Source organism: Klenkia sp. AC732 (assembly GCF_979256525.1).
Map to the genome: position 1 here is coordinate 1 of NZ_CEEDOS010000153.1, position 244 is coordinate 244.

At 68.4% G+C, this 244-nt stretch carries 1 pseudogene; it reads left to right on the top strand.

Features of this window, described 5'->3' with window-relative positions:
- Positions 1–244 (top strand): annotated as a pseudogene (locus AC0IVP_RS22065) (DUF4191 domain-containing protein); the annotation flags it as partial.

Consider the following 244-nt stretch of genomic DNA (forward strand, 5'->3'; position numbering starts at 1 on the left):
GCCCATGGCACGCAGCAAGCCCACAGACGCCCCCGCCCCGCCGACGAAGTCCGGGAAGGGCGCCTCGGGGTCCACCAAGGTCGACGCCAAGGGCGTCAAGGGCGCCAAGGCCTCCACGGCCCCCAAGCTCGGCAAGGACGGCAAGCCCAAGGTCGGCCGCTGGTCGAAGATGAAGACCCAGGGCGGCCTGATCAAGCTGGCCTACAAGCTCCCGTACAAGAACGACCCCAAGCTCCCTTGGATC